General features: G+C 72.6%; 18 protein-coding genes. 4 read left to right on the forward strand and 14 right to left on the reverse strand.

Translation table 11 applies throughout. The features are described 5' to 3' along the window. Positions 1–5: 5 nt before the first annotated feature. From metK to OG266_RS00095, 9 genes are all read right to left on the reverse strand, one after another. The gene (metK, locus tag OG266_RS00055; RefSeq protein WP_371541159.1) at positions 6–1,214 is read right to left on the reverse strand and encodes a methionine adenosyltransferase; all 1,209 of its coding nucleotides are present in this window, start codon (positions 1,212–1,214) and stop codon (positions 6–8) included. A gap of 279 nt (positions 1,215–1,493) precedes the next feature. Then, positions 1,494–4,931 (reverse strand): condensation domain-containing protein, encoded by a 3,438-nt coding sequence (locus tag OG266_RS00060; protein WP_371541161.1) that lies wholly within the window; start codon positions 4,929–4,931, stop codon positions 1,494–1,496. Positions 4,932–5,462: 531 nt separating this feature from the next. Continuing rightward, entirely contained in the window at positions 5,463–6,416 is a 954-nt protein-coding gene (locus OG266_RS00065; protein ID WP_329543455.1) for an aromatase/cyclase, read from the reverse strand. A 199-nt stretch (positions 6,417–6,615) separates the two neighbouring features. Next, positions 6,616–7,365, reverse strand: a complete 750-nt coding sequence (locus OG266_RS00070; protein ID WP_371541163.1) for a thioesterase II family protein — start codon at positions 7,363–7,365, stop codon at positions 6,616–6,618. Between the two features lie 666 nt (positions 7,366–8,031). Beyond that, positions 8,032–8,853: an AfsR/SARP family transcriptional regulator gene (locus OG266_RS00075; protein WP_329543457.1), complete on the reverse strand. Its 822-nt coding sequence runs from the start codon at positions 8,851–8,853 to the stop codon at positions 8,032–8,034. Between the two features lie 841 nt (positions 8,854–9,694). After that, positions 9,695–10,564, reverse strand: a complete 870-nt coding sequence (locus OG266_RS00080) for a BTAD domain-containing putative transcriptional regulator (RefSeq protein ID WP_371541166.1) — start codon at positions 10,562–10,564, stop codon at positions 9,695–9,697. 277 nt (positions 10,565–10,841) lie between these two features. After that, positions 10,842–11,504 carry a ScbR family autoregulator-binding transcription factor gene (locus OG266_RS00085; RefSeq protein WP_371541169.1) on the reverse strand — a complete coding sequence of 221 codons (663 nt, stop codon included), beginning with the start codon at positions 11,502–11,504 and terminating at the stop codon, positions 10,842–10,844. Positions 11,505–11,577: 73 nt separating this feature from the next. Then, positions 11,578–13,167, reverse strand: coding sequence for an acyl-CoA carboxylase subunit beta (locus OG266_RS00090; RefSeq protein ID WP_371541172.1), 1,590 nt, complete (start codon positions 13,165–13,167; stop codon positions 11,578–11,580). A gap of 123 nt (positions 13,168–13,290) precedes the next feature. Next, positions 13,291–13,479, reverse strand: a complete 189-nt coding sequence (locus OG266_RS00095; protein WP_332880849.1) for an acyl-CoA carboxylase epsilon subunit — start codon at positions 13,477–13,479, stop codon at positions 13,291–13,293. A gap of 334 nt (positions 13,480–13,813) precedes the next feature. Between OG266_RS00095 and OG266_RS00100 the strand changes: the two genes are divergently transcribed. After that, positions 13,814–14,821 (forward strand): ScbA/BarX family gamma-butyrolactone biosynthesis protein, encoded by a 1,008-nt coding sequence (locus OG266_RS00100; RefSeq protein WP_371541175.1) that lies wholly within the window; start codon positions 13,814–13,816, stop codon positions 14,819–14,821. A 1,034-nt stretch (positions 14,822–15,855) separates the two neighbouring features. Here the strand turns inward: OG266_RS00100 and OG266_RS00105 are convergent. Continuing rightward, entirely contained in the window at positions 15,856–16,728 is an 873-nt protein-coding gene (locus OG266_RS00105) for an NAD(P)H-binding protein (protein WP_371541178.1), read from the reverse strand. A gap of 208 nt (positions 16,729–16,936) precedes the next feature. Between OG266_RS00105 and OG266_RS00110 the strand changes: the two genes are divergently transcribed. After that, positions 16,937–17,635, forward strand: a complete 699-nt coding sequence (locus tag OG266_RS00110) for a ScbR family autoregulator-binding transcription factor (protein ID WP_371541181.1) — start codon at positions 16,937–16,939, stop codon at positions 17,633–17,635. 155 nt (positions 17,636–17,790) lie between these two features. Here the strand turns inward: OG266_RS00110 and OG266_RS00115 are convergent, their stop codons facing one another. After that, positions 17,791–19,428 carry an FAD-dependent monooxygenase gene (locus tag OG266_RS00115; RefSeq protein ID WP_371541183.1) on the reverse strand — a complete coding sequence of 546 codons (1,638 nt, stop codon included), beginning with the start codon at positions 19,426–19,428 and terminating at the stop codon, positions 17,791–17,793. 603 nt (positions 19,429–20,031) lie between these two features. Here OG266_RS00115 and OG266_RS00120 point away from each other — a divergent pair. Then, positions 20,032–20,604 carry an SMI1/KNR4 family protein gene (locus OG266_RS00120; protein WP_371541186.1) on the forward strand — a complete coding sequence of 191 codons (573 nt, stop codon included), beginning with the start codon at positions 20,032–20,034 and terminating at the stop codon, positions 20,602–20,604. Positions 20,605–20,831: 227 nt separating this feature from the next. Here OG266_RS00120 and OG266_RS00125 read toward each other — a convergent pair whose 3' ends face one another. Together OG266_RS00125 and OG266_RS00130 are read right to left on the reverse strand one after the other, a co-directional pair. After that, positions 20,832–21,812, reverse strand: a complete 981-nt coding sequence (locus OG266_RS00125; protein ID WP_371541188.1) for a dipeptidase — start codon at positions 21,810–21,812, stop codon at positions 20,832–20,834. A 202-nt stretch (positions 21,813–22,014) separates the two neighbouring features. Further along, positions 22,015–22,785: a methyltransferase domain-containing protein gene (locus OG266_RS00130; protein WP_371541190.1), complete on the reverse strand. Its 771-nt coding sequence runs from the start codon at positions 22,783–22,785 to the stop codon at positions 22,015–22,017. A gap of 28 nt (positions 22,786–22,813) precedes the next feature. Between OG266_RS00130 and OG266_RS00135 the strand changes: the two genes are divergently transcribed. Further along, on the forward strand, positions 22,814–23,275 hold the full coding sequence (locus tag OG266_RS00135) for a MerR family transcriptional regulator (protein WP_371541193.1): 462 nt from the start codon (positions 22,814–22,816) through the stop codon (positions 23,273–23,275). A 286-nt stretch (positions 23,276–23,561) separates the two neighbouring features. Here the strand turns inward: OG266_RS00135 and OG266_RS00140 are convergent, their stop codons facing one another. After that, positions 23,562–24,281 carry a DinB family protein gene (locus OG266_RS00140; protein ID WP_371541196.1) on the reverse strand — a complete coding sequence of 240 codons (720 nt, stop codon included), beginning with the start codon at positions 24,279–24,281 and terminating at the stop codon, positions 23,562–23,564. Positions 24,282–24,419 lie beyond the last annotated feature (138 nt).

Consider the following 24,419-nt stretch of genomic DNA (forward strand, 5'->3'; position numbering starts at 1 on the left):
CGGGCTCAGCGGCCCGCGGCCGCCTGGAGCTGCTGGGCGCGGTCGGTGCGTTCCCAGGTGAAGTCGGGCAGCTCGCGGCCGAAGTGGCCGTAGGCGGCGGTCTGGGAGTAGACCGGACGCAGCAGGTCCAGGTCACGGATGATCGCGGCCGGGCGCAGGTCGAAGACCTCGCCGATGGCGTCCTCGATCACGCCGACCGGGACGGTGTGGGTGTCGAAGGTCTCCACGAACAGGCCCACCGGCTCCGCCTTGCCGATCGCGTACGCCACCTGCACCTCGCAGCGGGTGGCCAGGCCCGCGGCGACGACGTTCTTGGCGACCCAGCGCATCGCGTACGCCGCGGAGCGGTCCACCTTGGAGGGGTCCTTGCCGGAGAACGCGCCGCCGCCGTGGCGGGCCATCCCGCCGTACGTATCGATGATGATCTTGCGGCCGGTCAGGCCCGCATCGCCCATCGGGCCGCCGATCTCGAAGCGGCCGGTCGGGTTCACCAGGAGGCGGTAGCCCTCGGTGTCCAGCTTGATGCCCTCGGCGGCGAGCTGCGCGAGGACGTGCTCGACCACGAACTCGCGGATGTCGGGGGCCAGCAGCGCGTCCAGGTCGATGCCGGCGGCGTGCTGCGAGGAGACCACCACGGTGTCCAGGCGGACCGCGCGGTCGCCGTCGTACTCGATGGTGACCTGGGTCTTGCCGTCGGGCCGCAGGTAGGGGACGGTGCCGTCCTTGCGGACCTCGGCCAGGCGGCGGGACAGCCGGTGCGCCAGGTCGATCGGCAGCGGCATCAGGGTGGGCGTCTCATCGCACGCGTAGCCGAACATCAGGCCCTGGTCGCCGGCGCCCTGCCGGTCCAGTTCGTCGCCGTCGCCCCCGACCCGCTGCTCGTAGGCGGTGTCGACGCCCTGCGCGATGTCCGGGGACTGCGCGCCGATGGACACCGACACCCCGCACGAAGCGCCGTCGAAGCCCTTGGCCGAGGAGTCGTAGCCGATCCTCAGGACGGTGTCGCGCACGATCTGGGCGATGTCCGCGTACGCGGATGTCGTCACCTCGCCGGCGATGTGCACCTGACCGGTGGTGATCAGCGTCTCCACGGCGACCCGTGAAGCGGGGTCCCGGCGCAGCAGCTCGTCGAGGATCGCGTCACTGATCTGGTCGGCGATCTTGTCGGGATGCCCCTCGGTCACGGACTCCGAGGTGAAAAGACGACGGGACATGACTCTCCAGATGGTTGCGGCCCAAGGCACGAACGGCGTCAGAGACCGGGCGGGGGCACCGGTGCCACAGCCAAGATGAACGACCTCGAAAGAGAAGCGCTCGAACAGTGGCGGAACAGGAGCGGAGAACGGCGTTCCGGCGGCCCGGCCCGCCAGGGCCGGGGTGCAGGTGCGGCCGCACCCCGGGTCCGCCGGTACCTCGCGTCGGTACGTCGCGTGGGTGCGCCGGGTGCGCCGGTGGTGTGGCGCCCGGGTCCGTCCCGGGCACCGGCACCGGTGTCAGGCGTCCGGCGCGGTGGCGTCCTGGAGGGCGCGGGCGAGGTCGCGGGCCCGTTCCTGTTCGTCCGCGCAGGCGCCGGCGAGCACCACGCGCGGCGGCCGGCCGCCGGCTGCCGCGATGCGCCCGGCGAGGTCGCAGGCGAGGGCGCCGGCTCCGGAGAACCCGCCGAGCAGCAGGGACGAGGCGGCTGCGCGGGCGGCCAGGGCGGGCCGGGCACCGTCGGTGTCGGCGGTGAGCACCAGCAGCTCCTGGGGGCCCGGATAGGTGCGGGCGAAGAGGTCGTAGCAGGTCGCGGGCGAGCCCGGCGGCGGGACCAGGCAGACCGTGCCCGCCCGCTCCTTGGCCGCGGCGCGCAGGGTGACCAGCGGGGTGTCCCGGCCCGCCGCCGAGGTCTCGGGCATGGGGGGTACGGCCCTGCCGTCCAGGAGCTCCAGCACCTCCGCGACGGTGGTGGACTCCCCTGCCCGCACGGGGAGTTCGCACAGCAGCAGGGCGCTCTGCACCAGCAGCTCGGCGGCCGCCTCCTCGTCGAGCACGTCCCGGTCGTGCACCCCGGTGAGGACCAGGGCGCCCGCACCGTCGTGGTGGGCGAGCAGGGCGACGGGCAGCACCGAGCGGGCGGGGACGGTGCCCGGGAACTCGGCCCGGATGCCCTGCGCGGCGAGTTCGCCCTCCAGGCCCTCCACCGGGTGCGGCGGATCCTCGAAGACGATGACCGTGCCGGTACCGGCGGTGCCGGCGGTGGGGGTGCCGGCGGGATCCGTGCCGCGGGCCGGTGCGGGGCGGGCGGGGGCGGGGATCCAGTCGGCGGGGAGCCATTCGTAGGCGGCCATGTCCAGGGCGTGGTCGCGCAGGTGCCGCATCAGGTCCGGCAGGGTGCCGGCCGGGTCCACCTCGACGGACACCGGCAGCGGGTTGCGCAGCGGGCCCAGCATCCGGGCCGCGCCCTCCAGCGGTATGCCGCGGCCGGGGACGGTCACCGCGAAAGCGACCGGGGCCGGTCCGGCGGCGCCGGAGGCGCGGTAGATGAGCACCGCCCAGACGGCCTGCAGCACGCTGCTCTCCGCGATGCCCCAGATGCCTGCCCAGCGCGCGAGGCGAACGGTTTCTGCAGGGTCCAGGCGCAGCCGGGAACGGCCGGTACCGGTCAGGCCGGTGGCCGTGGCGGAGCGTCCGGGCCGCGATGCCGCGCCGGCGGGCGGCGCGGCGTCCGCCCAGAACGCCGCTGCGGGCTGCGGGTCCTGGGCCGCGATCCATGCGGTGTAGTCCCGCAGGTCGGGGCGGCGCTCACCGCCGGGCAGGGTGCCGCCGGCGAGGTAGGCGCGGTGGAACTCGCGCAGCAGGATGTGCGCGCTCCAGTTGTCGAGCAGGGCCCGGTGGTAGGTGAGCACGATCCGGGTGGGTGCGGCGGGGTTCTCCAGCGGGCGCTGCTCGGTCGCCAGCAGGGTGAGGCGCAGCGGCGGGGGGCAGCGCAGGTCGAAGCCGCGCCGCCGGTCGCGTTCCAGCAGGGAGGTCAGGTCCTCGTCGCCGCGCTGGATCCGGACGGTGATCTCGGCGGTGGCCCGGCTGTGCACCATGAGCTGCACTTCGGGGCCGGGGGTGAACGCGGTGCGCAGCACCGTTTCGCAGTCGGCGACCGACTGCCATGCCGCAGTGAAGCGTTCGAGGTCCAGTGGGCCGTGCCAGACCCAGACGAGCTGCTCGACGTGGTGGCCGGTGCCGGGCTGCGCCTGGCCCCCGGTGTAGAGCGCGGACTGCTGGGGGGTGGCGCGGAAGACGGAGGGGAGGGGGGCGGCGGAGGCGTCGGCCAGTTCGCCCAGCACTTCCCGCAGCAGGTCCCCGAGGGCGGCCACGGAGGTGTCGGTGATGCCGTGGGCCGGGTCGGGCACCCAGTGAAGGCCCAGGTGCAGCCTGCCGCCGACGACGTTCTGGATGCGCACCTCGAGGCGGTGGGCGGGCCGGCCCGGCGGGCTGCCGGGCACGGGGCGGGCGGCGCCGGGCAGCAGTTCGGCGGGGCCGTGCAGGATCAGACAGGCGGGGGCGGGCGCCAGGTGACGCAGGGTGTCGCGCAGCAGCGGGTCGGGGCTCCATTCCCGGCAGGCCCCGAAGCCGGCGCCGCCCGCCGCCTGTCCGGCGCCGGCCGCCAGCGGGCCTGCCGCGGCGGCCAGTTGGCCCAGGGGGTCCAGGGCGGGGTCGAGGGTGAGGTGGACGGGGTGCACGTCGGTGAGCCGGCCCACGTGGCGCCGCAGGCCCGGGTGGCCCGCCCTGGGGTCGCTGCGTACGTCGAAGCCGACCTCCTCGACGCGTTGCCAGCGGGCCAGGGCCAGGGCGAACGCGCCGGTCAGGACCTGCCCGGCGGTCAGTGCGAGGCGCCGGGCCAGGGTCTGGGTGATCCGCTGGGCGACGTCCTGGTCCACGGCGAGGTCGAGGTGGCGGCCTGGTTGCGGGCGGCCGTGCCGGGCGTGGGCCGGCAGGAGGCCGCCCGTGTCGCCCGAGGGGGTCACCGCCGCGGAGCGGCGGGCGCCCGGCGCCCGGGACCTGCGGTCGGCGACGCGCGCCCAGTGCCGGGCCTCCTCGGGATCGCGGGCCAGTTCCCGCAGTCCGCCCGCCCAGTGGGCCAGGGCGTCCGGCACCTGCCCGGGCCGCGGAGGAACAACGGCCGGTGCCGCAGCGGGGACCGCAGCGGGGGCGGGGGCCGGGGCGGGGGTGGTGCCGAGGGCGGCGGCCAGGTCCTCCAGCAGGATCTGCCAGGACGCGGCGTCCACGGCGAGCTGGTGGACGATGACGGCGAGCCGGTCGGCCCGCGGCCCCGCCGGGCGGCGGTCGCGGGCGAGATGGGCCCGCAGCCGGACGCCGAGGTCCGCGTCCAGAGTGCCCCCGATCGAGGCGACGGTGGCGGCGAAGCCGGCCTCGTCGGTGAACTCGCCCTCCGTCAGCGGGTCCTGGCCCTGCCCCCGCGCCATCTCCCCGGCCGGCCTCCCGGCCCTGGTGTCGGGGCGGGAGCGCAGCTGGGGGTGGGCGGCCACCACGGTGCGCAGCGCCGCGCGCACCGCGCCCGCGTCCAGGCGGGCCGGTGTCTCGAGGAACACCGCCTCATAGCGGTGGCGTGCGGGACGGGTGAGGACCGCGCACTGGGCCGGGACGAGCAGGGCGGGGCGGGGCGGGGCGGTGAGCAGATCGGCGATGCGGCCCGCCATCACCCGCTCCGCGGCCGGCGCGCCGTCCCGGCGCAGGAAGCGGAGCGTGTGGTGGTCGGGGCCGTGCCGCAGCAGCCGGGGCCGGCCCTCGCCTGCGCAGGCGAGTTCGCCCAGCACGTCCTGGAGCCTGGCGGGGTCGAGCGGTCCGCGGAGCTCGAGGTCCCACGGGGCCGTGTGCGGAGGGGGCCCCGGGTCGACGACCACGGAGATCGCCGCGTGGGAGGAGCGGGAAACAGTCATGCGTGTGCGGGGACGTGCGGTCCGTAGTGACCGGTGAGGTCCCCTCCCTCCTCTCCTCTGTAGGCGCTGGATGAGCTGCGGTACGGCGCCCGCCGGGCCCTGGCGGCCGCGGGGGCGCCGCGCCGGCGGGTGGTGACCCGCCGCCTGCGGGTCTGACGGCGTGCGGGGCGGTGCGCGCCCGGCCGCGCCCCACCGGGCGCCGGCCCGGGCGGGGGTGCGCCGCAGGGCGGGTGGCCGGCGGGGCGGGCGGTGTGCGCGCGTGCCCGAGGGGGCGTGGGCGCACCCGGTGGCAGGAGAGGCGGCGCGGCCGGCGCGCGCGGCGGCGGCCGGGTGCGCTGCCCCGCCCTCTCGCCTCCATGACGCCTCCTGGTCAGCGGATATCCGCAACGGTCCGACTCAGCACGCTAACGGCAGAGCCGCCCGCCGTCCGATTTCCCAAGCCGGTGTACAGCGGTGCCCAAGCCCGCCCGGGGCCGTCCATGAGCGGCGGGCAGGGGTGCCCGCCCGCGGGGGTGGGGTTCCCTGTCGCGGTCACAGCATGCGGACGGCGCTCTCCGCATGCTGCTTGGCGTGGGCGAGCAGCACCCGGCAGTCGCGGCCGAGGGCCTCGCGCACGTGCCGGCGGGCCTGTGCCAGGCTCGCGTGGGCGCCCAGTTCGGCGGCGATGCTCTCCTCGCGCAGCACGACGGTGTGCTGCGCGGTGACGGTCACGCCCCGTTCGTCGGGGACGACGGACCATTCGCCGGTGTGCGCCTCCAGCAGGGTGGGGGCGGCGGTCTGCTTGTAGACGATGCGCTCGGCGTGCGGGAAGCAGATCCGCACGGAGTCCGTGGTGTGCGTGCCGTATTCGGTGAGCGTCTCCATGGTCATGCGCTGCACTCCGGGGACGTCCTCGGTGAGGTGGGCGCGGGTGACGTGCCCCACCGTCTGCGGCCAGTCCCCGGCCCGGTAGAGGAAGTCGTAGACCAGCTCGGCGGGGCCGTTGACGTGTACGGACTCCTCGAAGGTCAGGATCAGTTCGTCCAGGCGCGTCCATCGCTCGGCGACCGCTTTGAGGCCGGCGAGCTGGATGCGGCCGTGGCCGTCGGTGGCCCGCTCCGCCCATGCCACGTCGTCGGGCAGGCCGCCGGTGACGCTGAAGTCGTACAGCAGCTCGAGTTCGGAGGTGTGCGGTCCGAGGGGGGTGACGCTCACGGTGCCGCCCAGCGCGCTCAGCGGGGCCGCGGGCAGTTCCTGGCGGAACTCCACACGGCGTTTCACCGGGTCCAGGTGCCGCCACGAAGTCCACGACTTCAGCCGGCCGTCCAGGAAGCACCATGTCCGCAGCCGCTCCCGTTCGCCGTCGAACTCCAGCCGTTCCACATGAATACTCGGGGCGAAATGGAGCGGCCAGTTCACCGCGTCGGCTATCAGTGCGTAGACCACACCGGCGGGTGCGGACACATGGACCTTGTGCGTCGCTTTGTCCGCGAGCTCAACAGACATCTGAACACCTCTCCTATGAAATTGCGCCGACGAGTACGCGAACAGAATTCGGGCGGCCGGATGAAAACCGCTGGGGAATGAGCGGAAAGCAGATCGGACGGCGCCGGCACGCCGGACTGCCGGCCGCCGCAATCGCGCGCGGATACCGGGGGCGCGCGGGCCGCGCCCGGCTGCCCCCCGGGGGGCCGGGGGTGCGGGGTCAGCCGGCGGGCACGCTCTGCCGGGCGAGGCGGCGGGTGACGCGGCAGGCCCGGCCCAGGAGAGCGGGCAGTTCGCGGCCGGTCGCGAAGAAGTGCCGGCCGGGGACGGTACGCAGCCATGTGGGCCCCTGGGTGCACTGCCGCCAGCCGGCGGCGATCGCGGGCGGCGCCAGCGGGTTGTGCTGCGAGGCGAGCACGAGGACGGGCGTGGTGAGCGGCCCCGCCGACGAGGGGGTGCGGGCCGCTTCCTCCAGGGCCTGGGCCAGTTCCAGGTCGGCGCGGAGCACCGGCAGCATGGCCCGCAGCCAGATCCCCTCGTCGCTGTGCGGCGGCACGGCGCCCTTGCCGCCCAGGACGTCCAGCAGTTCGGCGTCCGTGACGGCGCGGACGTCCGGCAACGCGCAGGGGGTGTGCGGCGGCGGGCAGGCGCCGACGGCCAGCAGCGCGGGGCCGGGCAGGCCCGCCTCGTGCAGGGCGCGCGTCACGGTGAAGGCGACCATGGCGCCCAGACCGTGCCCGTACAGGACGTAGGGGCCCGGCTGCGCCCCGGTGAAGTGGGGCAGCACATCGGCGAGCAGTGCCTCACGGGTGGTCGCCCGGGGCTCGGAGCGGCGCCGGGCGCCGCCCGGCAGGGCAACCGCCCGCACCTCGACACCGCCTCCGGTACTCGCGCCCCAGTGGTCGAAGAGCGAGAGGCCTCCCTCGGAGTGTGCGAAACAGTGCAGTCGCACCGGCTGTCCGTCCGACATGGCATCCTCCTCTCCCTGCGCCCCCGGTCGCACGGGGCGGGGTTCGAGAATCGCCGGACGGCCTCGAAGACCGCTGGAGGGCGGGCGGAGGCCGGCCCGGGGCGGCCCGGCCGCGCGGGCGAAGGGTGTGATCCGGGGAAGGCCTGCGGTGCGGTGGAGCCGTCCGGGAGCTCACCGCGCGGAGGTCTTCGCGCCCTCCGGCGCACGGCGCGGCCGGGCCTGGTCTGCTTCAAGGGCGGCTGCCGGCCGGAGGAGTGCGCGCGGCCGGGGCCGGCCGCCCCGGCCGTCCCGTCCCGCACCGCACGGCCGCAGAAGGAGAAAAGGGGAGGACCAGGGTGGAGTACGGCGTTGTCCTCGGCGCTGGGGCGGCGGCCGCGGCTGCGGGCCGCCGGGCAGGTGCCGGGCAGGTGCCAGGTGGGTGCCGGGCGGGTGGTGTTCCGCGGGCCGCCCGGCCCGCGGACCTGTGCTGCCTCCGCGCCGCTCCGGGCGGCGTTCCGCCTGGCCATGGCCGGTCCGGTATCCCGCCGTCGCGCTCCGGCGGGCCGCTCCCCCGGCACCGCCCGGCAGCGCGGAACCGGACGGGTTCCGGGGAGGCGGTTCCGGGAGGAGGCGGTGGTGGTGGGAGATGACCTGTGAGTACGGCTCGAGCCCCCGCTCCGGCCGGCCTCAGGCGGCGTAGAGGTCGAAGGTCGAGGTGCGCCGTGCGCCGGCGGCGACGTCCAGCTGCGGGTCGACGGCCAGCATGGCCTGGTGCAGCCGCTGCACCTGCGGCGAGGGCTCGACGCCCAGTTCCTCGATGAGCCGGATGCGCAGCTTGCGGTAGACGGCGAGGGCCGATGCCTGCCGCCCCGACCGGTACAGCGCCACCATGGCCTGCGAGTACAGGCCTTCGTGCTGCGGGTAGCGCGCCGTCAGTTCGGCGAGCTCCGCGATGAGTTCGGAGTGCCGTCCCAGCCGCAGATCGGCGTCGATCCGCCGCTCCACGGTGCCCAGCCGGCTCTCCTCCAGGCGCATGACCTCGATCCCGAGAATCGGTCCGACCCGTACGTCGACCAGTGCGGGGCCGCGCCACAGATCGAGCGCTTTGCGGAAGCAGTTGGCCGAGGTCGCGTCGTCCCCGGCCTCGAACGCCGACCGCCCCTCGGTGACCAGGCGTTCGTACTCGTGGACGTCGACGCTCTCGGGCGGTATCTGCAGCAGGTAGCCGCCGTGCCGGGTGGCGAGGACTTCCTTGGCCGCGCCGGGGGCGTCGGGTCCCATGGCGGTGCCCAGGCGGCGGCGCAGTTGCAGGATGTAGGTCTGCAGGGTGGTGAGCGCGCTCTGCGGCGACTCGGTTCCCCAGATTTCTTCCATGAGCGTGGGGACAGGCATCACCCGTCCGGGATAGAGAGCGAGCAGGGAAAGAATCTGCCGCGGCTTGCCGGCCGTCGGGACAATCGACCCCCCGTTGACTTCGGCACTCAACGGACCCAGAACTTGTATCTTCACTGCGTTCCTCCGCACCTCGTCGAGTTCCCCTCGTGGCTGAATTCCGTCACCGTCAGCACACTAGCCGGATTCACGCCACACCCGACCTCCCTCGACCAGGGCTTGAGAGTGTTTCAACTGAGGCCCACAGTCCGGAAATTGATCCACTCAAGAGCCCGTGAACGACCGCTGGAAGAAAAGGTGTACACCGCGGCGCGGAACACTCTGCCGCGTTACCTTTTCCATTGAATTCGGTTGCGGAGAAACCGAATTACGGAATGTGCGGTGCCGCTTTGACGGCGGGCCGTACCCGGCCCGGTGCCGCCCCTCCCCCCGGCACCGGGCCGCAGCCGTTGCGGCAGCGGGGCCACACCCCGGCGGCGTGACGTGCGGGCGGGCCGGCACCTGCGAGGGCCCGGCGGGCATCACGGGCACCGCGAGGAGGCCCGGCCGGCAGAGCGGCCCCGGCGGCAGCGGACCGCGCAGGACACCGGCCCGCCGCAAGGGGCCAGCGGCGCGCCGCCGGCGATCCGCGATCCGCCCGCCACGCGCCGCCCGCCGCCCTCGCCGCCGCTGGCCACGAGGACCCTTCATTTTTTCGGGGGCCGCCCGCCCGGTGTGCGGGCCCGGCGGCCCGGCGGCGGCGCCCGGTGTGCGGGCCCGGCGGCCTGGTGGCAGCGCACGGTGTGCAGGGCCGGCGGCTTGGTGGCAGCGCACGGTGTGCAGCGGGGGCGGCATGGACGGCTCCGCGCTCCCCTCCCCCCGCCCCCCGGGGGGGGGGTCCGGACATGCCGCTTCCCAGGGCCGGTGCGCAGCCGGGTGACCCGGCTGCGCACCGGCCCTGGGAAGAGGGGAGGGACGGTCAGCTCGTGGGGACCAGGCGTTCCTTGGCGGCCCCGGGCGGCGGTACGGCGGTCTCGGGGCTGGCCGTGAGGATGGAGCGCTGCAGGCGCCGCAGTCCCGCCGACGGTTCCAGGCCGAGGTCCCGTACGAGTGTGGTGCGCAGCCGCTGGTAGACCTCCAGGGCCTCGCCGCGCCGTCCCGAGCGGTACAGCGCGAGCATGAACTGGCCGTGCAGGCTCTCGTGTGCGCGGTAGCGGCTCACCAGGACGGTCAGCTCGGCGAGCAGCTCGCGGTGGCGTCCCAGCCGCAGGTCGGCCTCGATGCGCTGGTCGAGCGCGCACAGCCGGCTCTCCTCCAGGCGCCTGGTCTCCATGTCCAGCTGCACCCCGGCCTGCACGTCCGCGAAGGCGGTCCCCGACCACAGGGCCAGTGCCTGCCGCAGCTGGCGTGCGGCGCCGGGGAAGTCGCCCGCGTCCATGGCCCGGTATCCGGTGCCCGCGAGGCGTTCGAAGGCGCGGACGTCGCTCTCGCCGTCGCCGGCGGCCAGCAGGTAGCCGCTGGGCATCGTCACCAGCACGTCCTTGGCGCTGCGCGGCCCGCGCTCCCCCCGTGCACCGTCCGCACTGTCCCCCGGTGCGCTGTCCCGGCCGCCCCCGTCCAGGGCCGCGGCGATGAGTTCGCGCAGCTGCAGGACGTAGGTCTGCAGGGTGGTGCGGGCGCTGCGCGGCGGGGTGGTGCCCCACAGCTCCTCGATCAGCGCGGAGACCGGTACCACCCGGTCGGCGTGCAGTGCCAGCAGTGCCAGCACCTGCCGCGGCTTGGGGGCCGTCGGTGTGACGGAGACCCCGTTCTCCTGTACGGCCAGTGCGCCCAGTACCTCGATGTCCACGCGATCTCCCCTGTTGTGTGCCCGAGTGCTCCGGTCGGTCCGCGGCCGTCGACAGATGCCAGTCCGGCGCCGTGACCAGACTAAAAACAGCACACGCGGTCTGTCAATATCAAACCGCATATCCTGTATTTTCCTAGCCGGTACCCAGGGGCGTACGGGCGCCGGCCAGGGGTTCTTCGGGTTCTCCAGCGGGATTCGAGGCGTCCTGGAGCGGTCCCCCAGGGTCTAACGGGGCGGGACGGGTGGAGATCGACAGATAAACAGACCTTGCGGTCTGCTATGGTCCGGGGCGGCCGGCCGGGGGCGGCGGGGGGAGGGCGGCCGGCGGCCGTGAGCCGGCGCTGACCAGGGAGGCCAGGCCGTGGCCCCCGGCGAGCCGGGGCAGGATGACCTCCCAGAAGCGGGTGACGTTCTGCCGCGACAGCCAGGAGGTGTCATCTCCCCCCAGGACCTCGAAGCCCGCGGTCGCGGCGACGATGACGCGGGCGCTGTCCGCCCAGGACACGCCCTCCGCCAGGGCCCCGCTGCGCTCGGCGCGGCGCAGGCTGTCCTCGACCCAGTGCCGCCACTGGGTGCGCAGGGAGGGCTCCCCGCGGTGGGCGCTGTCGCCGGCGAGCTCGAAGCCGCCGCGGACCACCACGTCGCGGGCGAGGCTGCCCATCAGCTCGTGGGTGGCGTCCACCACCGCCTGCAGGGAGTCGCCCTGCCAGGCCCGCGCCGACTCGGTGATGCGGCGGACCGCCTCGGCGGCCTCCGCCTCGACCGCGTCCGCGAGGGTGCTCTTGTTGGCGAAGTGGAAGTGCAGCGCGCCGTTGCTGACCCCGGCCCGCCTGCTGATGGTGCTCAGCGAGGCGGTGACGAAGCCCTCCTCGGCGAAGACCGCGGCCGCGGCCTGGATCAGTGCGTGCCGGGTGCGGGCCGCCCGCTCCTGTTGGACCATGTGCTCTCTCCTGGGACGGGGGACGCCGGAAACCGGCACCGCACCGGCATCCCCCATCCCTGGGAACGTACTGCTACTGCGGGGGGTTGCCGTGCTTGCGGGACGGCAGGTCGGCGTGCTTCCTGCGGAGCATGGCCAGCGAGCGGATGAGGACCTCGCGGGTCCGGGTCGGGTCGATCACGTCGTCCACCAGGCCCCGCTCGGCCGCGTAGTAGGGGTGCATGAGCTCGGCCCGGTACTCCTTGACCATCTTCTGCCGCATGCTCTCGGGATCCTCCGCTTCCGCGATCTGCCGGCGGAAGATGACGTTGGCGGCGCCCTCCGCGCCCATCACGGCGATCTCGTTGGTCGGCCAGGCGTAGGTGAGGTCCGCGCCGATGGACTGGGAGTCCATGACGATGTACGCGCCGCCGTAGGCCTTGCGCAGGATCAGCGAGATCCTGGGCACCGTCGCGCTGCAGTACGCATACAGCAGCTTCGCGCCGTGCCGGATGATCCCGCCGTGCTCCTGGTCGACCCCGGGCAGGAAGCCGGGCACGTCCAGGAAGGTCACGATCGGGATGCTGAAGGCGTCGCACATCTGGACGAAGCGTGCGGCCTTCTCGCTGGCCTGGATGTCCAGCACGCCGGCCAGCACCTGGGGCTGATTGGCGACGACGCCCACGACCTGCCCGTCCAGGCGGGCCAGCGCGCAGATGATGTTGGGCGCCCAGCCCTCGTGGACCTGAAGGTACTCGCCGTCGTCGGCGACCTCCCCGATCACGGCCGCCATGTCGTAGGGCCGGCTGCCATCGGCCGGCACCAGGTCCAGCAGCGCCTGCGAGCGCCGGTTGAGGTGGTCGCCGCCGCGCACCCGGGGCGGCGCCTCCCGGTTGTTCTGCGGCAGCAGCGACAGCAGGTAGCGCACCTCCGCCAGGCACGTCTGCTCGTCGTCGTAGGCGAAGTGCGCGACACCGGAGGTCTCCGCGTGCACGTCGGCGCCGCCCAGAGCGTTCTGGGTGATCTCCTCGCCGGTGACGGCCCTGACGACGTCCGGGCCCGTGATGAACATCTGCGAGGTGCCGCGGACCATGAACACGAAGTCGGTGAGCGCGGGGCTGTAGGCCGCGCCGCCCGCGCACGGCCCCAGCATCACGCTGATCTGCGGGATGACACCGGAGGCGCGGGTGTTGCGCTGGAAGATGCCGCCGTAGCCGGCGAGCGCCGAGACACCCTCCTGGATACGGGCTCCCGCGCCGTCGTTCAGCGACACCAGCGGAGCCCCGGTCGTGAGGGCCATGTCCATGATCTTGTGGATCTTCTCGGCGTGCGCCTCGCCCAGCGCACCGCCGAAGATGCGGAAGTCGTGCGCGTACACGAAGACGGTACGGCCCTCCACCGTCCCCCAGCCGGTGATCACACCGTCCGTGTACGGCTTCTTCACCTCCAGCCCGAACCCGCTCGCCCGGTGCCGGCGCAGCTGCTCGACCTCCTGGAAGGAACCCTCGTCCAGCAGCAGGGCGATCCGCTCGCGGGCGGTCAGCTTGCCCTTGGCGTGCTGCGCCGCGGTCGCCCTGCGGTCGGGGCCGGCCAGCGCCTGCTCGCGGATGCTGTCCAGCTCCGCCACGCGCCCGCGCAGGGAGGCGGGCCCCGCCTGAGCCGATGCCCGGTTCGTCATAGCCATGTCAGGTGCCTTCCTGGGACAAGGCCGAGGAGGTCCCGCCCCGGGTCCGTGAAGCCATCATAACAAACCACTTGTGCGGTTTCTTGTTGAGAGGTGAAGGAACTCGGGAGATGCGCCCCGGCATCAGTGCCAGCCCTCGGGCGCCGCGTACCCGTCCGGCTCGCGCCACCAGCGGATTTGGGCCGCCGCCGGCTCCCCGGGCGCCTGCTGCGCGCCCGCCCGCGCGGCGAGCAGCACCGCGACCACGGCGGCCAGCTCCGCCTCGTCCACCCGCCCCCGCTCCACCCTGATCAGGGCTTCTGTACTGTCCATGCGTCCACTCCCCCTTCGTGTCGGGCCTGTGGACACGGTCGGGGAGGCCACTCAAGAACGGCTTTGGGACCGCTGGAGGCGGCACGCGGGCGGCGCCCCGCGGGCACCGCGGGGCTCCCGGCGCCCCGCGCGGGGTGTGACCCGGGGGACCTGCGGGACCCGGGGCGGCCCGCAGGCCGCCCGCTGATCATCTGCACATCTGGGAACGCATCGCTCCATTTATCGCGCCCTGGAGTAGGGCATTCCTTCTAGAAACTAAACCGGATGGTATGTATCTTCGCTCTCCTGAGGGATCCACCACTCACATTCAAGCCACGGCGGCTCAGGGGGAACCATGTCTGTCAGCACGTTCCGCATGCACCGCGCGCTACCCGGCACGGCAGTCACGTCCAGCGAGAGCGATCCGGCCCCCGCCCGGCCCGGCGCCCTCCCCTTCAGGTCTCTGACCTCCACCGTTCCCAAGGAACTCGTCCACCGCGCGAGCGTCGCCGAGGTCATGCTGACCGACTGGGCGCGCGTGGAAGAGCACCGCTTCACCGTCGCCGCCCAGTGGCCCCGCGGGCACAGCTTCTTCGCCACCGTGGACGGCTGTCACGACCCGCTGATCGCCGCCGAAACGATCCGCCAGGCCGGCATCCTCCTGGCCCACGCCGAGTACGGGGTCCCCCTCGGCCACCACTTCCTGGTCAGCGACCTCGACGTGGCCGTGCGCCCCGAGCACGTACGCGTCGGCTGGGCCCCCGCCTCGCTCGAGCTCGACGTCCGCTGCTCCGGTATCAAGGAGCGCGCCGGCGCGGTGACCGGGTTCCGCATCGAGGTCGCCGTCCACCGCGACGGCGCCCTCGCCGCCACCGGCGGCGGCGCGCTGGCCTGCATCACCCCCCGGGTCTACCAAAGGCTGCGCGCCGCCCGGCCGGCCGGCCCCCAGCGCCCGGCGGTCATCGCGCTGACCGCCCCCGAACCCCCCCAGACGGTCGGGCGCATGTCGCCCACCGACGTGGTCCTGTCCCCCGTCGGCGAACCGCACCGCTGGCAGCTGCGCCTGGACACCCGCCACCCCGTGCTCTTCGACCACATGGTCGACCACGTCCCCGGCATGGTCCTCCTCGAAGCCGCCCGCCAGGCCGCCACCGCCACCCTGGGACACGCCTCCCTGCCCCTGGCGGTCACCAGCCAGTTCCAGCGCTACGTCGAACTGGACGCCCCCTGCCTCATCGAGGCCCACCGCATACCCACCACCGGCACCGGCACCGCGGGCGCGGAGAGCGTCCTGGTCACCGCCCACCAGGACCAGACCCCCGTCTTCCGCTGCACCGTGACCATGGCCCCACCCGCCATCTGACCACCCCCACCCCCGCGAACCCAGGTCTGCCCGGGACGGCCCCCGACGCCCCGGGCAGACCTGCCCCCACCGGGGCGCAGCCGCCGGGACACAACAGCCGGCAGCTGCACCCCGGGGCGCCGCTGCCGGGGCCGGACCCGGCGGAACCCGCCGATGCCGGGGCACCGCCGGCGCCCACCCCGGCAGCTACGCCCCGGCCCCATCCGTGACCGGCACCGGCCCGAACGCCGCAAGACGGCCCCGGGCCCACACGGCGAAGGCGCCGATGATCCTGGGCCGGGCGGTGAAGGTGCCTGCCCTGCCGCTACCTCCCGGTCCCGCCGTGACCGGCACCGGCGCGAAGGCCGCCAGACAAGCTCTGGGCCCACACGGCAAAAGCGCCCACCCTGCAGCCGCCTCCCCGCCCCCTCCGTGACCGGCACCGGCACGAACGCCGCGAGATGGTCCCGGGCCCAGGCGGCGAACACGCCCGCCCGGCGGTTACGCCCCGGCTCCATCCGTGACCGGGACCGGGGCGAAGGCCGCGAGACGGCCCGGGGCCCGGGCGGTGAAGGTGCCCGCCCTGCCGCTCCCTCCCGGCCCTGCCGTGACCGGGGCAGGCACGAAGGCCGCCAGACGGTGCCCGGCCCACACGGCGAACACGCCCGTCGGCGGCCGCCTCCCCGCCCCCTCCGTGACCGGCCCCATCCATGACCGGGACCGGCGCGAAGGCCGCCAGACGGCCCCGGCCCAGGCGGCGAACACGCCCGCCCGGCGGCCACGTCCCGGCCCCATCCGTGACCGGGGCCGGCGCGAAGGCCGCGGGATGGTCCCGGGCCCGGGCGGTGAAGGTGCCCGCCCTGCGACTACCTCCCGGCCCCGCCGTGACCGGGACCGGCGCGAACGCCGAGAGACGGCCCCCGGCCCACACGGCGAAGGCGCCCGCCCGCCATGCCCCGGCCCCTTCCGTCTCCGCCACCGGCACCGGCACCGGCACCGGTGCGAAGGCCGCCAGACGGCCCCGGGCCCACACGGCGAAGACGCCCGCCCGGCGGCTACGTCCCGGCCCCATCGGTGGCCGGGGCCGGGGCGAAGGCCGCGAGATGGTCCCGGGCCCAGGCGGTGAAGGTGCCCGCCGGGCGGCCGGTCAGCGCGGCGACCCCGTCGCCCACCCCGGCCTTGGCACCCGCCCGCTGACGCTGCGCGCTCTGCAGCAGCGCCTCCACCACCGGCGCCGGATAACGCCCCGCCAGCGCGGCGCGCGCCTGGCCCACACTCAGCTCCTCAAAACGCAGGCCCACCCCCAGCAGCCGGCCCAGCTCCCGCGTCTGCCCCACCGCGGTGACCGCCTCGGGCCCGGTCAGGGTGTAGGCACGCGAGGCATGCCCCTCCTCCGTCAGCACCCGCACCGCAGCCTCCGCGACGTCCCGCGGATCCACACACGCATTGCCCGACCCCCCGTACAGCGCGCGCACCGTGCCCTCGGACCGCACCGAAGCCGCCCACGACAGCGAGTTGGACATGAACGCGCGCGGACGCAGCAGCGTCCACTCCATCCCCGAGGCACACAGCAGCTCCTCCCCCTCACGCTGCCACCGCGTGATGAGATCACCGGCCCCCTCGTCCAGGACCGCAGCCGCGGAAAGCTTCACCACCCGCCGCACTCCGGCCAATCGCGCAGCCCCCACGAACGCCGCATCATCCCCCCCGCCGACCCGCGTGGTCACCAGGAACGCCGTGCACACCCCCGCCAGCGCCCGCCCCAGCGACCGCGGATCCCCGTACTCCCCCGCAACCCGCTCCACCCCCGGCCCGCCCCCCGTAATCCGCGCCGGATCCCTCGCCATCAGCCGAAGACGCAGACCAGCAGGAAACCGCTCCACCACCGCACGGCCCACCGTCCCCGTCGCCCCCGTCACCAGAATCACCCCACCCCCACCCCCACACGCCCCCCCGCCCCGCCCCCGCCCCCGCCCGGCCCCCACCACCGCACTCCCCCTCCACACAACAACGGTTTTCCGCACTTCCTTGAATCCGGTACGACCCAGAGGGCTGCACCCAACACAAACAGCTGTAATATACAAACTGGACGGTTTTTTATGGGTCTCCGGGCTCATCAACCTCAGGAGGCCCCACGTGGTGAAGCAGGACCGGGCGATCCGCACCCGACAGACGATCCTGCTGGCAGCAGCCAAGGTCTTCGAAGAACACGGCTACCAAGCCGCAACCATCAGCGAAATCCTCGCCGCCGCCGGCGTCACCAAAGGAGCCCTCTACTTCCACTTCCCCTCCAAAGAACACCTCGCCGACGGCGTCCTGCACGAACAGGACCAACGCCTGCCCATCCCCGACCGCGCCTGCAAAATGCAACAACTCACCGACACCGTCCTCCTCCACGCCTACCGCCTCCAGACCGACCCCATGGTCCGCGCAGGAGTCCGCCTCTCCCTCGACCAACAAGCCCAAGGACTCGACCGCAGCGGCCCCTTCCTCCACTGGAGCGCCATCGGCGTCGAACTCCTCGAAAAAGCCCAGGCCCAAGGCGAACTCCTCCCCCACGTCACCCCCACCGAGACCGCCGACGTCGTCGTCGGCGCCTTCGCCGGCGTCCAGGCCATGTCCCAAGCCCTCCACAACTACCAAGACCTCCCCCCCAGAGTCAGCGCCCTCCTACGCCACCTCCTCCCCAGCATCGCCATCCCCTCCATCCTCGCCGCCATCGACCTCACCCCCACCCGAGGCGCCACCGTCCACACCCAACAACAAACCCACCCCACACCCACACCCACACCCACCACACCAGCCACGGCACCAGCCACCACCACAGCCACCTGACCCCCACCACCCACCTGACCCCCACACACCGCGGCCCGGCCCCCGCCAGCAGGCCACCCCCCGCGAGAACACCCCCGCGACGCACGAGGCCGACCAGGCAACCGGCAGCGAAGACGCCACGCACCGCACGGCATCCGCACCGCGGCCCGGCCCCGTCAGCCGGCCGCTTCCGCAAGAACACCCCCCGCGCCCTCACCCTCACCCGCTCCCGCTCCGAAGTACGCCCGCAGCACGCCGGCCGGCCCCTCACCCCCCGACGCCCAGGCGACGTAACCGTCCGGCCGCACCAGCAGCGCCTCACACCCGAACTCGGGCACCGGCTCCGCATGCACCACCCGCACCACCCCCGCCCACCCACGGGCCTGCTCCTCATACCCGGCGCAGCCCGGCCCGCCGAACAGCAGCAGCAGCGGCCGCCCCTCCCCCAACAGGCCGATCACATCGGTGCGGCCCTCCCCGGTCACCAGCCCGGCGTTGGGCAGAAACCTTCCCTCCCACTCCGGCGCATCCGCACCCCGCACCGGCAGCACCGTGTCCTGCGCGCTCACCATCGCCGCCAGCATCCCGCTCTCCCCGCCCCGGGCCAGCAACTCACCGAACAGCGCCCGCAGCGGCTCGAGTTCGGGCCCGGGCCGCATCAGCGCCAGCTGCGCCCGCGTGTGGTCGATGACCCGCTGCGCAGCGGGCCGCCGCTCCTGGTCATACGTGTCCAGCAGCCCCCGACCCGCCATCCCGCGCACCGCGAACGCCAGCTTCCAGCCCAGATCCACCGCGTCCAGCAACCCCGTACTCAGCCCCTGTCCGCCGATCGGGAAATGCACATGCGCCGCATCCCCCGCCAAAAAGACCCGCCCCCTGCGATAACACCCCGCCAGCCGGGAGAAATCGCTGAACCTGCTCAGCCACCTGGCATCCCGCACCGCCACCTCCCGCCCCGCGATCCAGGACACCTCGCGCCGCAACTCCTCCACCGTCGGCGGCACACCACGCCCCACATGCGCACCCCCGCAGTTCAGAGTCCGCAACCGGACCACCCCACCCCCCGCCTCCTTGGCCACCATCCAGCCCCGCGGCGTGCGATGCCACCCCGCCGCAAAACCCCCACCCCCCTCAAAACGCACATCCCCCGCCATCGCCGAGACCGTTGCCGGATACGTCCGCGAGGCGAAGCCCGCCTCCTCCCGGACCAGACTGCGCGCCCCGTCCGCACCCACCAGATACGCACCCGCACACTCCACCCGGCCACCCGGACCCTCCGCCGTCACACGCACCCCGTCCGCCTCCTGCCACACCCCCACCACCCGATGACCACGCAACACCCGCACCCCCAACGCCCGCGCACGCCCCTCGAAGTGACGCTCCAACACGTCCTGCGCACACTTCAACACCGGCACCGGCTCCCCCACCGGCACCGAGATGGACAGCCCCCGCATCCCCGCGAAATGAAACGCACCACCCGCCCCCCCGGCACCCACAGCGCCGACCCCAGCCTCTACACCGCCAGCCCCAGCACCACCGGCCCCGGCGACCCCCGCACCGGCCCCCGCAAACCCGGGAAGACCGGCAAGATGACCACCCCGCACCAGACACTGCACCGCACGCGCATGCACCGTCGTCGCCTTCGGCCGCTCGCACACACCCGACTCCGCCTCCACCACCACCACAGACACCCCCCGCCCCGCCAACACACACGCAACAACCAACCCCACCGGGCCTCCACCAACCACCACCACCTGCGCCTGTATGCCACGCACCACCGAAAACCTCCCCCAGACACGGACGCGGACCAGCACACCAGCAAAACCACAAGCAACCCGGAAGAACCCGCAAGGGACCCGGCACACACCGGCCACCTATACCGAACAACTCCCCATCCCCACATAGGAGTTGAACCACCCCACCCACCCAGCCGTACGAACAACGCAAAAATATACCGGATGGACGGTTCACAGCAACGGCGCCGACAGACCCCGAACCCAACAGGCCACACACCCCCTTACCGCGGTTTTGGGATCCCTGGTGCCGGCGCTGGCGGTGACGGCGGCCGTGCCGCAGACCGCCGACAGTGCTGCCCTCACTTGGAAGACGCCTTGCTGACACGCCGGTTGGAGACCGGCCGGTGCTGATCGAGCTGCCGGTGCGGAGGCTGTACTGCGAGAACATTCGTTGTTCGCGGCGTACATTCGCCGAGCAGGTGGACGGGTTGACCGTTCGCTACGGCCGTCGCACGCCTGCCGCCCAGAGAGTTCTCGAGGATGTCGCCGTCGCGCTGGCTGGCCGGCCCGGAAGCCGACTCGCGACTGTCCTGCACGCACCGGTGAGTCGGACGACGCTGCTTCGGGCGGTCATGCCCTTGGCCGATCCGGCCTGGACCGCTCCGAGGGTGCTGGGCGTCGATGGCTTCGCCGCCCGCCGCGGACATCAAAATGATCAAGCGTCAGATGTTCGGACGCGCCAAACGCCCCCTCCTCCGGAAGCGCGTCCTGCTCACTGCAGTTCAGGGCCGCCCCCGCCATCCGGCACGACTCAGCATTGATGAGAACGGCCTCATGAGCTCAACCAACGATGAGATCACGCAGGCCGAGCGTCACTTCGGAGTCCGTCTTCCGCAGGACTACCGGCATTTCCTGGCCACGCAGCGGAGCATGAGCCGGTTCGTTCCCCCAGTAGACGACTACCTGATGATCAATGACGTTGCTGAGCTCGTCGATGTGAACGAGGCCGGAGAATTCCAACAACGCTTCCCCGGGAGCCTCGTCATCGGCGGGGACGGAAGCCGCGAAATGCTCACCTACGACTTCCGACAGGACCCTCCGCCTCTGGTCCTGATCGACGTATCCGCGCAGGACTGGTCGTCCGCCATCCACCAGGCGGCTTCGCTGTCTGCCCTGCTTGAGCAGTTCCCCGAAAGCGGATGGAAGTGGAACGCCTGCACGGTGTTGGTCCGCTGCTCAGGAGAGGATTTTTGATGACCGTCTATCGCGAGGAACCTGCTGCCATCGGCAAGTTCTTCGGATGCCTTGTCGGCCGGGCGTCGTCAGCGGCGTCCGGAGGTATCTTGAGCTGCCGTCGGAACGGGCGAACGCCTGGTCTCAGGGCGATGATCCAGTACGGTCCGGGACTGATCGACGGCTGCCTGGTCGGCACAGGCTTGATCAGGAGCGGCAGATCAGCATGAGCAAGGTTGCGGTTCGAGCTACTGCCACACCAGTCCGGCGACCCGGCGGAAGTTGCCGCCCAGGATCGCGGTCACGGCGTCGTTGGGGTATCCCCGCGCCAGAAGCGCGTCTTCGACGCTCAGCAGGCCTTCCGGGGGCATGAAGTTGATCGGCCCCCAGCGGGTGTAGCAGTCGGGGAACAGCTCCGGGCTCTGTTCGAGCATCGCGTTGAAGTCCTCGTGGTCGAACGGGTAGTCGGTCGACACTCCGACGTGTTCCGGGCCGACGAGCTCGACGGCATAGTCGATGTGCCGTACCAGCGCGTCGACGGTGGCATCGTTGGGGCCGAGGAAGATCCCGACACCGGTGATGCCGATGACCCCACCCGTGGCGGCACACTCCTTGGCCTGCTCGTCGGTGACGTTGCGGGGGTGGTCCCACACCGAACGCATACAGGAGTGGCTGTAGATCACCGGCTGCTCGGAAACCTCGCACATGTCCAGCCCGGTACGGGCCCCGCAGTGAGAGCCGTCCGCCACCATGCCGACGGCGTTCATCTCCCGTATCAGCGCCCGCCCGTAGGCGGTGAGCCCCTCGTCGACCTCGTCCAGGCAGCCTCCGCCGGCCGCGTTGCGGTTGTTGTAGCTCGGCAGCATCGTGCGGACACCGAGATCGTAGAAGTGGCGCACTCGGTCCAACTGCCCATCGAGCGGACCGGAATCCTCCAGGTCGAAGGCGACCGCCACGTCACCCGCTGCCCCGGCGGCTTCGACGTCGTCGACGCTCGCAGCCAGCCGCAAACGCTCATCCGCGGCGATCCGTTCCCGCCAACTCGCGATCAGACCGGTGACGTCATCAGTGCTGTGGGGGGCATAGCCCACGTTCACCGAAACGAAGCTGCCCCCCGGCCTGCGGTAGCGGGCCAGTTCACCGACATCCGCACGCCTCTCCAACGGCAGGCAGCAGTGCTGCTCCCACAGCAGGGGCGGGCGACGCGGTCCTGAAGATTCATTCGACACGATACGAATCATGCCGTGCCCCGACGGCTCCAGACTCGGCAACGGGGACCGGGACAATTCCTGCCGTGACCTCCAGCGCAACGGTCGACATCACGCATTCAACGTGAGCAGCGGTCTCACCGGTGGGCAGGTCTGTGGTGTCTCAAGACGTTGGTTCCACGAAGTTCTCGAACGGCTTCCGATGCAGGTGGTCGGACAGCGCTTAGGCGGAGGCGGAGGCCACGAAGAACGGAATGGCGACGAGGAAGCGGCCTGCCTCGGCGCGTCGGCGCTGTTCGGCGAGCCACTCGTCAGCCTGGTCACGGCCGACGGCGCCGCTGGCGCAGACCGGCTCGGCGAGCCTCGCGAGCAGCGACAGCATTGAGGGGTCGGTGAACACGCTGGTGTGCACCTCGACGGTGACATCGTCGAAGCCGCCGGCCAGGAGCAGGCTGCGGTACTGGCGGCCGGCGCGGGGCGTGCCCAGTAGGTCGCCGCGGGCGTGCACGATCGTGCGGGTGAGCGCCGCGTCATCCGAGTCAATCATGATGGCGTCCCAGTCCTGACCGACCAGGACAATCCTGCCGCCCGGGTAGAGGACCCGTCGGGCCTCCGCCACCGCGCGCCCTGGCTCCTGAAGTACGTGGAAGACCTTGTCGGCACGGTAGCCGCGCACGCTTTTGTCGGAGAACGGCAGATCCTCCGCCCTCGCCTCCCGGAACTCGGCCTCCGACCACCGCTCCCGGGCCGCGGCCAGCATCCATGGGCTGGGATCCACGCCCACCGCGTGGACGCCGCGTTCGGCCAGTTCGGCGACGGCTCGTCCGGCGCCGCAGCCGACGTCCACGACGGTCGAGCCCGGGACGAGGGACAGCAGTTCGTACGAGCGGGCCCGCAGCCGAGTGGCATTCGGCATCTGGTCCGCAGCGTCGAGGACGGCCAGCAGGGCTTCGGTGTCGCGGTGCTCTTCCACCGCTTCCTGATTCTTGGACATGGACGTCATGCTGCGACTTAATGTCGGCATGAAGTCAAGCGAAGACGGCGCCCTTGGCACGTTGAGCATCGGCGCCCTCGCGGCACGGTTCGGCCTGGCCACGCACGTGCTGCGGCATTGGGAGGCGATGGGCCTGCTCCACCCCGGGCGGGACGCTGGAGGGCGCCGCCGCTACGGTGCGGACGACCTCACCCGCGTGGCGACGATCCTCATCCTGAAGGAGGCCGGCCTTGGCCTGAACACCATCAGGAGCCTGTCCGCAACCGTCGACCGCGCCTCCCGGCACGAGATCCTGCATCCCGCGGCCGAGGAACTCCGGTCGAGAATCGCAGCGGCCCAGGCCTCGTTGGAGCTCATCGAGGGAGGCCTGAGCTGCGAGTACGAGGACGTCACCCAGTGCCCGAACTACCGGCGGCTCGTCGCTGAGCGGACCGATCCCCGAAGTCCGGCCGGAGAGCCAGTGATCGAGGCCGTGGCACCAACCTCATGAGACAGCACAACTAAGATTCGGTGCCGGTCTGGACCGGGTTGCCGCCCCAGTCGTGAGTGTGCGGGCTTGGTGTTCGCCGCGGGTCCGGGCACGCAGGGAGGCGGTGGTGTGAGCTTCGGCTGCACCAATGTGGTCACCGAGGGCGGCGAGGGTCTGGGCACGCTGGTAGTACGGGGCTCCGAGGCCGCCCGCCAGCCCAACCGGCAAGCACACGCCGCAGGTCGCAAACCGCTCACCGGCATGTGGACCGGAAACACCCTTGAACACCCCCGCAGCGCACCCGGACCTACCCTCGAGCGGTGAAGCGGGCTCCCCACAGGTCACGGAGCAGAGCGATCTCGGCCATGTGGTGGATGAATTCGAGGTTGGTCCCCGACAGCACCTCGACGTACCGGTCGTCGGGATCGGAACCGTACGGATACTGCGAGAAACCGACCCTGTCCAACTCCTCGTCAGTGACAGCCGCGACACTGCCACGCCAGCAGTCGACAACCGCCCAGAACCGCTCCAGCGCCAAAGCCGCGAAGGGAGTGAAGTCGACCAACAGTTTCGGATCCTCGCGCCGTTCACCGAAGGTCCACTCCCACCCACCCGCAAAGCAGGAATGCAGGTGCCCCAGCCGCCACGCAATGGTCGTGACCGGCGCCGCGTCGGGCTCCGGAACACCAGTGTGGGACAGGACCTGCTCAACCCGCCCGACACTCACGCCCCAGTCATCGGCAATCTTCGCCACGGTCATGCCACCGGCAGCCTGCCGGGCAACCTCGGCATACTCGTTCGCCGGGATGTCCGCGGCGCCCAAGTCGAGGACCCACTCCCCCGGCCCGAACGCCCTCGGCGTCACCGCCACACCCCGCCGCCGGATCGACCAGCAACCGGGCACCGGCTCCCACAGGTACTCCTCATCGCTGAGCCCCGCCAGCCGCACCTGCGCCATCTCCCTGGCACGGTCGAACTGGTCGAGCAGTAAGCCCAAGCGGTCGGTCCGCGCGCCCTCTGTCCCCATGCCGGGTTCCCTTCGCAGTCGCGTCTCGTACCTCACTGCGCTCAGGGGGGAAGTTAACGGCTCGCCTCACGGGGCGCGACCGATTTCCTCGCCCACGAAACGGTGCCGTATCACCCGCATCACCGCACTCGTCCAGGC

The organism is Streptomyces sp. NBC_00554 (assembly GCF_041431135.1).
Taxonomy (GTDB): Bacteria; Actinomycetota; Actinomycetes; order Streptomycetales; family Streptomycetaceae; genus Streptomyces.

Bases quoted from the DNA above. Each gene is read 5' to 3' on its own strand.
- metK (WP_371541159.1), bottom strand. From the start codon at position 1,214: ATGTCCCGTCGTCTTTTCACCTCGGAGTCCGTGACCGAGGGGCATCCC.
- OG266_RS00060 (WP_371541161.1), bottom strand. From the start codon at position 4,931: ATGACTGTTTCCCGCTCCTCCCACGCGGCGATCTCCGTGGTCGTCGAC.
- OG266_RS00065 (WP_329543455.1), bottom strand. From the start codon at position 6,416: ATGTCTGTTGAGCTCGCGGACAAAGCGACGCACAAGGTCCATGTGTCC.
- OG266_RS00070 (WP_371541163.1), bottom strand. From the start codon at position 7,365: ATGTCGGACGGACAGCCGGTGCGACTGCACTGTTTCGCACACTCCGAG.
- OG266_RS00085 (WP_371541169.1), bottom strand. From the start codon at position 11,504: ATGGTCCAACAGGAGCGGGCGGCCCGCACCCGGCACGCACTGATCCAG.
- OG266_RS00090 (WP_371541172.1), bottom strand. From the start codon at position 13,167: ATGGCTATGACGAACCGGGCATCGGCTCAGGCGGGGCCCGCCTCCCTG.
- OG266_RS00095 (WP_332880849.1), bottom strand. From the start codon at position 13,479: ATGGACAGTACAGAAGCCCTGATCAGGGTGGAGCGGGGGCGGGTGGAC.
- OG266_RS00100 (WP_371541175.1), top strand. From the start codon at position 13,814: ATGTCTGTCAGCACGTTCCGCATGCACCGCGCGCTACCCGGCACGGCA.
- OG266_RS00120 (WP_371541186.1), top strand. From the start codon at position 20,032: ATGGCTTCGCCGCCCGCCGCGGACATCAAAATGATCAAGCGTCAGATG.
- OG266_RS00130 (WP_371541190.1), bottom strand. From the start codon at position 22,785: ATGTCCAAGAATCAGGAAGCGGTGGAAGAGCACCGCGACACCGAAGCC.
- OG266_RS00135 (WP_371541193.1), top strand. From the start codon at position 22,814: ATGAAGTCAAGCGAAGACGGCGCCCTTGGCACGTTGAGCATCGGCGCC.
- OG266_RS00140 (WP_371541196.1), bottom strand. From the start codon at position 24,281: ATGGGGACAGAGGGCGCGCGGACCGACCGCTTGGGCTTACTGCTCGAC.